Raw genomic sequence first — 6,464 nt, forward strand, 5'->3', positions numbered from 1 at the left:
TTTTATTTCTTCCATTACATTTTTAATCAAATTCAGGGTTTATTACCTATGGGCTTTTTGGAGAAATGGGTGAAAATCATCGCATTGGTAATTTTTTCACATGGTATAATTTATAGGGATTTTCATTATTGTTCTCTATTTTATTTTTAGGTTAATAAGAAGGGGGGACAAATATATGTCTTTAGCTTATTACTATCAACTTTTAGGTGAAAAACAGCATCAACTTCAGAGACTTCAGACTTGTAATAGTCAGTTGCAGGAATGCCAACAAGAATTTATTTATTATGAAAGAACGATTACAAAACCTGAACTCTCTAGAGATACTTGGCAAGGAATGTTAGCAGCCAAGTTTGATACTATCCGAATGGAAGGGATGCTTACTAGATACCGTGATATGGAAAATCAACAATTCAGTGCAGCTTTTACGGTATTAAGTGACAAAATGCAAATCATACAAAATGAAATAAGTGCTATCAAACAGATTATTGCAACCCTAGAAGCAGAGCTCGCTGCTGAACGGACAAAAAGTAAATAAAGTAATAGTCTTTTTTGACTTCGTATACGTACAATAAGTTTCTCTAGAAACTTTTAAGTAATGGGGAGAGGTGTCTTTTATGGGTAATGAAATTAAGATCAAGCAAGATGAGATAGAACAAGCACTTTCTAAGCTGGAATCCTCTACAAATGCTCTTCATACTTCTTTTTCTTCCTCAATCGGTGGCAATAACGTTCTAACGGCAGTCCCGAAATGGAACGACCTAAATCAGGCTTTAGAACAAGTGGTAGAATCCTATAAAGGCTTATTACGGCAAAACGGAGAAGCAACTCGTCAATCTGTTCAGTTTATGGCGGATTCAGACAAGCAGCTTTCATCTCATAAAATAATGAGATAAGAAATAATCAGGAATCTTACTTTAAGTGAGGTAGATATAATGAAGGTATTAGATGTTGCTGACTTACAGGTTGAGTTGGATCAAACGCTCGAATCATTGAAAAGGCAACAAAATGAAATGTCTGAGGTTGAAGCGGCGATTCAAGGATTTATTGAACTAGAAGATTCCTTTAAAGGGAAAGGAGGCGAAGCGATACGGGGATTTTATGAAGAAGTACATGTGCCATTTATCTCTTATTATCGGAGCTTTTTAGAAGACTATCAGAGCAGGCTTCAGATTATGAAGGCTGAATTATTCAATGTAGAACCAGCGATTAACGGGGTAATTGTAGAACCATTTTTAACAGGAGAGCTTCAACATGGATTACAATATGTGGCCGACCAAACGGCTACGCTTACAGACGAAGCCAATAGCATCATTTTTTCTGTACAAGACATTGTTTCAGTGCCCCGCTTAAATGACTCCGAATTTCTTCAAGAGGTCAATATCGCAAAAAAACATATACATGATACAGTAGATGAATTGAATCAATTTGATTACAATCAATGTATAGCACTAGAACGATTATATGATAACGTTTTGAACATGCAGCAATACATAAAAAGCATCGAATCTCTTTTTCGAAGCGGCGAACTACAAGTAGCGAATTACAAAAGCGGCACCTTAGGTCAGTATAAAATCGATAAGCTGATTAAGAAGGAAGAGATCCAAGAAAATATCGAAGAAAAAGTAGAAACCAATAGCTGTTCAAGAGCAGAACTAGAAGAAATCGAGAAAAAGAGAATCGAAGAATTGCAGAAGCAGCTTGTCAACGTATCCACCCCAGATGAATATTTAAAAATTGCCAACGAAATAGGGGTGGAAAACCTTGACCCTGCCCAGCAACAAATCGTCATCGAATTAGAAACAGCTAAGCAAAACGGAGAGGTAGTAAAAGGAATCGGGAAAGGCCTCTATGAAGTAGGAAAAGACTTGGTGACAGGGATATATGATTTTGTCACTCATCCAAAAGAAACAATAGAAAGTGTAGTTCATGCGGTAACTCATCCAAAGGAGACGTACAACTATTTATCCAAAGCGATATCCGACTCGTATGAACGAGATATGGTGAATGGTGATGCCTATTCTAGAGCGTACTGGGTGACATATGCAGTAGGAACCGTGGCGACTTCCATATTGGGCACAAAAGGCATTGGCTCTGTAACGAAGACAGGAATGGCATCGACAACAGCTACTGTCAAAAAAGGTGTAGATAAGACCAAGACCGTGATAAAAGAAACCCCTTTCTCTAGATTATTGCCATATGTCCCACACCACCAAATGGCATTAGCGGGTGTAAATCATGTGCCTTATAATACGGTGAATAGTGTAGGATTGAGAGATCAGTTACTCTCTATGGCAAAAGTGGAGACGGGGGTTAGTGGTAAGGGTACGCGTGAAGTTCTAGAGAATAAGAAAGTAATCGTAGGAGAAGAGATTATTGCTGAAAGAGCGCTGAAAACAGAGCTTGACTTAACACCTAAGCTTACACCATACAAATCATTAAGCAGGGTTCAGCAAAGAAAAATAAAAGAAAAGATTGAAAACCGCACAATAACAAAAGAGGAATATAAAAGATATCAATGGGATAAAAGGTTTTCAAAAAGAAGAGCAGCAGGAGTTAATGATTTTTGGAAGCAAGAAAAGAAAAGGATAATAATCGGGGAACCTATCACGAGGAATTGGACTAATGAGCAGATACAAGATATTTTAAAAGGTAAGAAACCTAGATATAATGATAAGACTATTATTGGACATCACACTTACAATGCTATGAATTATCCACATATATCAAATAGAGGGGAGTTAATCTATCCTGTAACCACAAGAGAGCACTTAAAGGGTTGGCATGGAGGAAGTTATAGTAAAAATGCTCCTGGTAGACCTGTTAATCCAAATTACCTAGAAGAATTTTAATAGAAAGGAGAATAATAAGATGAGTAAAATAGCAATTACAATAAGCCCTAATGGTGAATTTAATAAATATTTAGTGCCTTTAAGAAAGTTTACTGGTTTAGGAATTACTGAAATAAAGAATAAAATCGAAAATATAGACTTTTTTGCTGAAACTGATGCAAATGATATTGATGATATGCAGAATTTAAAAGAGTTAGTTGATAATTTGTTGAAGTTAGGTGCAGAAGTAAAAATATATGATAGCGATGAATATGGGGAAGGGATTTTTGATTATCAAGAGATTTCTCATGAGGAATTCATTAATAATATTAATCGATTAAAAGAAATTATGGAAGAATTGCAGGATTACGATGATAATTTAGCTGATGAAGTTTAGTTTGAAAAGATGCATCAGATAATGGAGAAATAGCCTTTCGTTGATTATTTATATAGAGTCGTTTATTCACAATATGAAGGTGGATAACATGGATTATGCGTATTTAGGTGGACGAATATTTAATCCATCCAAAGGGTATATGGTGAATATCCTCTATTTAAGAAGGGGGGATACATTGGACCAACTATTCCTACTTATAAGAGGGTAATGTAAAGATAAAAGCAACGGTTTAGTCTAAAAAGGACTACACTGTTGCTTTTTTATTAGGACAAAACATAGATCTCATACTTACAATAAAAAAACGTCCCAACCTTTGTTTGCGATGCTCCTGGGGGGGATTTATGTTGCAGCCTTAGTGGTGCGAGTGATGATTTTTCATTAGTATATAAGCAAATACAAAAGCAATATAATTTACTTTCAAAAAATGCTGCAAAGAAATTACTAAAGCAGGCAGGTGTTACACCGCATTATAAGTCGGATACTGTAATTGAGTTGATCTCAACTGATTTGCATAAAAATGTCCCGCGTATTGGTTCTGCATCAGATTTAAGAGGAGGATATTAGATGGGAAAATTAAAAGTGAAATTAGACGAAATAATTGATTTTGATTTAAAAGAGGTAGAAACAATTTGGGATGAAGGTGAAGTAAAAACGCTTGAAGAAAAACATAATTTAGAGTTTCCGAATGATTATGATTTTTATTTGAAACATTATGGTAATGATTATATAAGAGAAGATTTTCGATTTATACCTTCGATTGAACTTCCAAAAACAATAAAGCAAACTCAATTTGAAATAGATTCTATATACGGGTTAAATAATGATGAAAATAACTTGGACGATAAAATAATTAGTTATAAAGATATACTGCCAGGTGATTTGATTCCAATTGCAGATTTACCAGGTGGTGATTTAATTTGCATTGGTAAACAAGGTGATAATTATAATAAAGTATATATTTGGTTTCATGAAATGGACGGAGATAATGTTTTTTTAGTTTCTGACTCTTTTGAGGGCTTTATCTATAACATTAAAAGGATAAAAACGGAAAAAAGTACTATAGATAATGTTAAATTAAATTTAGGTGATAAATTAAATACTTTTTTAAATAATGCTTCAAAAAAAGTGGATTAAAATAGAAAAAGCATCAAGGCTATTTTGGAAGTAGTAATAAGTAATTTGAGACTTTGTTTAGTGCAAAACTAATTAAGGTCTTTTTAGTAGAAAATAAGGTTGCGTATTATGAGTTTGTATTATATAGAATTCATAACTCATGAAGGTACTACCATCATGGAGTATTATTTTATATAGGGATAATAAAAAAGGGATGAGAACTGGGCGAGATGAGGTTTTACATTACGCATGGAAGGGGAACTAAACTAACGAGAATGACAATGCTCGTGGCAATAAATAATGGGTAACATTAAAAGGTGTTCGTAAACGGCACTGGAGGAATATAAATTGGAAAAAGAAAAAATTATAGAGATTATCAATGAGTATAATGATTTCATATTTTTAACTGGTGGGGTCAGTGTTGAGCAAATAGGGGATATTGAAAACAAGCTTAATGTAATCCTACCAGATAGTTATAAATGGTTTTTAGAGCAATATGGTGAAGGTATACTACTTGGAATTGAAATTTATGGTGCAGGGGCAAAAGAAACAAATACTCCTTCTTGTGTCAAATTTACGGAGAAATCACGTGAAGATGACAATCTACCGAAAGAATATGTAATGATAGAAGAATTAGGTGAGTTGGCGTACTGTATCGACACGTCAATATTCCGAAATAATGAGTGTCCAATTGTAAGCTGGGATCCAATTAATGAAGAAGTTGGAGAGGAAAAGTTTGATGACTTTTATAAGTATCTCTATTATCGTTTGGATGAAATGTTAGATTAGTATAGATAAGAACAATACATGATAAAAATAAGCGAGAGCTGTTACTAGGTCAATGCCTGGCATAGAATCTAGTTGAAAGTCTAGTAAGCTCATTAACTCTTTTAATTTTCTTTCCACCTTGCCTATTTCCTGCTTTCCAAATAAAATGTGGCGCAAAATGCTTTCTACTAAAAAGTTGCGTGTTTCTTGATGTTCTTTTGTTGTGTTCCCATCTTCTTTTACTAGCTTCAATATTTCATTTGCTTTTTTCACCGAACAAGTATTGTTACTCACTTCTAATAAAAAAGTGGTCAATTGTTTTATACTCACATGCTAATTGCCTGCGAATGTATAATATTTATGGCGTTATATGATAAATAAAAAAATGATTCAGTATGATGAAAATACTGAATCATTTTGTTGAATCGTCACGGTATTATTTTTATTCATAAACTCACGAATTACTCTCTTATATTTTAAAATTCAACTTTATTAACGTACTTCGATATTTTTATTTTTCTTATCTTTTTTATAGGGGCGTCCATAGTGTAAAACGTGTTGATTGAATTTCATAAAAAAGTATTTATGCGTGAACTTGATGCCAATATAGGCAAATGCGACAACAAAAATATTAAATATACCTAATAAAAAAAGTCCATAAATGATTTCAAATCGCTTGGCAAGGAAATACACTAAAAATATAATTGTAGCCATACTCATTCCAACATATAGGATAGAATACTTCGATGTTTCTTTTTCTTTCCATTTTACGTGAATGGAAGAGAATTTTTTAAAATAATATCGAAGTATAACAAGGATGAAACTCAAAAGAAGCAATATAGAAATCAATAAGAAAAGAGGACCCTCTAACATCAGAAGGTTATAAGCCATTTTCTGAGTTAGTACAAAGAAACAAAAACATCCGACAATGCCGAGAACAGCTAAAAATCGGATCGTTGAAAATTGAATCGTGTATACATTTTTACAAAGAAGGAAGATACACCAAATGTTCATGATAACGATTAATGGCAAAATTACGGAAACGTACTTCACATCCCAAGCTAACAATAACGGAACAATCATACAGAAATCTAGTAAAAGAAAAGTAGATACCGCAATACAAAATTTCATTTCAAATGGAGACAAAAAAGTTAAATGTTTTCTAATATGTTCAGGCAGATTACGCTTTTTTATCTCTTTATCAATTAAAAACATGCTTCACCCTAACTCCCATAATCTTTATTATATAAGTTTATCTTAATTTTTCGACATAAATGGCCGACCGTTTCTTATGTTGATTTAACAATTTGGATATATATGTACTTATATTCATCTTCTCCATTCAAATTCCTTTAACA

At 33.3% G+C, this 6,464-nt stretch carries 7 protein-coding genes and 1 pseudogene; 6 read left to right on the forward strand and 2 right to left on the reverse strand.

Annotated features, from left to right (window positions below; genetic code table 11):
- The first annotated feature begins 175 nt into the window (after nucleotides 1-175).
- From V7068_RS22120 to V7068_RS22145, 6 genes are all read left to right on the forward strand, one after another.
- Nucleotides 176-535 (forward strand): YwqH-like family protein, encoded by a 360-nt coding sequence (locus tag V7068_RS22120; protein WP_499714576.1) that lies wholly within the window; start codon nucleotides 176-178, stop codon nucleotides 533-535.
- Between the two features lie 79 nt (nucleotides 536-614).
- Complete coding sequence (locus tag V7068_RS22125) at nucleotides 615-893, forward strand: YwqI/YxiC family protein (protein ID WP_499714577.1); 279 nt, start codon at nucleotides 615-617, stop codon at nucleotides 891-893.
- Nucleotides 894-932: 39 nt separating this feature from the next.
- Nucleotides 933-2,849 (forward strand): T7SS effector LXG polymorphic toxin, encoded by a 1,917-nt coding sequence (locus tag V7068_RS22130; protein WP_499714578.1) that lies wholly within the window; start codon nucleotides 933-935, stop codon nucleotides 2,847-2,849.
- 19 nt (nucleotides 2,850-2,868) lie between these two features.
- Nucleotides 2,869-3,225 (forward strand): hypothetical protein, encoded by a 357-nt coding sequence (locus V7068_RS22135; protein ID WP_499714579.1) that lies wholly within the window; start codon nucleotides 2,869-2,871, stop codon nucleotides 3,223-3,225.
- A 564-nt stretch (nucleotides 3,226-3,789) separates the two neighbouring features.
- A complete protein-coding gene (locus tag V7068_RS22140; protein ID WP_499714580.1) occupies nucleotides 3,790-4,359 on the forward strand; it encodes an SMI1/KNR4 family protein in 570 nt (189 codons plus the stop codon).
- Between the two features lie 327 nt (nucleotides 4,360-4,686).
- Nucleotides 4,687-5,127, forward strand: coding sequence for an SMI1/KNR4 family protein (locus V7068_RS22145; protein WP_499714581.1), 441 nt, complete (start codon nucleotides 4,687-4,689; stop codon nucleotides 5,125-5,127).
- A gap of 30 nt (nucleotides 5,128-5,157) precedes the next feature.
- Here the strand turns inward: V7068_RS22145 and V7068_RS22150 are convergent.
- A pseudogene (locus tag V7068_RS22150) lies at nucleotides 5,158-5,433 on the reverse strand (IS110 family RNA-guided transposase); the annotation flags it as partial.
- Nucleotides 5,434-5,598: 165 nt separating this feature from the next.
- Nucleotides 5,599-6,321 carry a hypothetical protein gene (locus V7068_RS22155; protein WP_499714582.1) on the reverse strand — a complete coding sequence of 241 codons (723 nt, stop codon included), beginning with the start codon at nucleotides 6,319-6,321 and terminating at the stop codon, nucleotides 5,599-5,601.
- Between the last annotated feature and the right edge of the window lie 143 nt (nucleotides 6,322-6,464).

The sequence above is a fragment of the Bacillus sp. JJ634 genome (genome assembly GCF_036962285.1).
GTDB classification, from domain to species: domain Bacteria; phylum Bacillota; class Bacilli; order Bacillales; family DSM-1321; genus Peribacillus; species Peribacillus asahii_A.

What these genes read in the sequence shown, in the direction of transcription:
- V7068_RS22120 (WP_499714576.1), top strand. Translation starts at nt 176, where the DNA reads ATGTCTTTAGCTTATTACTATCAACTTTTAGGTGAAAAACAGCATCAA.
- V7068_RS22125 (WP_499714577.1), top strand. Translation starts at nt 615, where the DNA reads ATGGGTAATGAAATTAAGATCAAGCAAGATGAGATAGAACAAGCACTT.
- V7068_RS22130 (WP_499714578.1), top strand. Translation starts at nt 933, where the DNA reads ATGAAGGTATTAGATGTTGCTGACTTACAGGTTGAGTTGGATCAAACG.
- V7068_RS22135 (WP_499714579.1), top strand. Translation starts at nt 2,869, where the DNA reads ATGAGTAAAATAGCAATTACAATAAGCCCTAATGGTGAATTTAATAAA.
- V7068_RS22140 (WP_499714580.1), top strand. Translation starts at nt 3,790, where the DNA reads ATGGGAAAATTAAAAGTGAAATTAGACGAAATAATTGATTTTGATTTA.
- V7068_RS22155 (WP_499714582.1), bottom strand. Translation starts at nt 6,321, where the DNA reads ATGTTTTTAATTGATAAAGAGATAAAAAAGCGTAATCTGCCTGAACAT.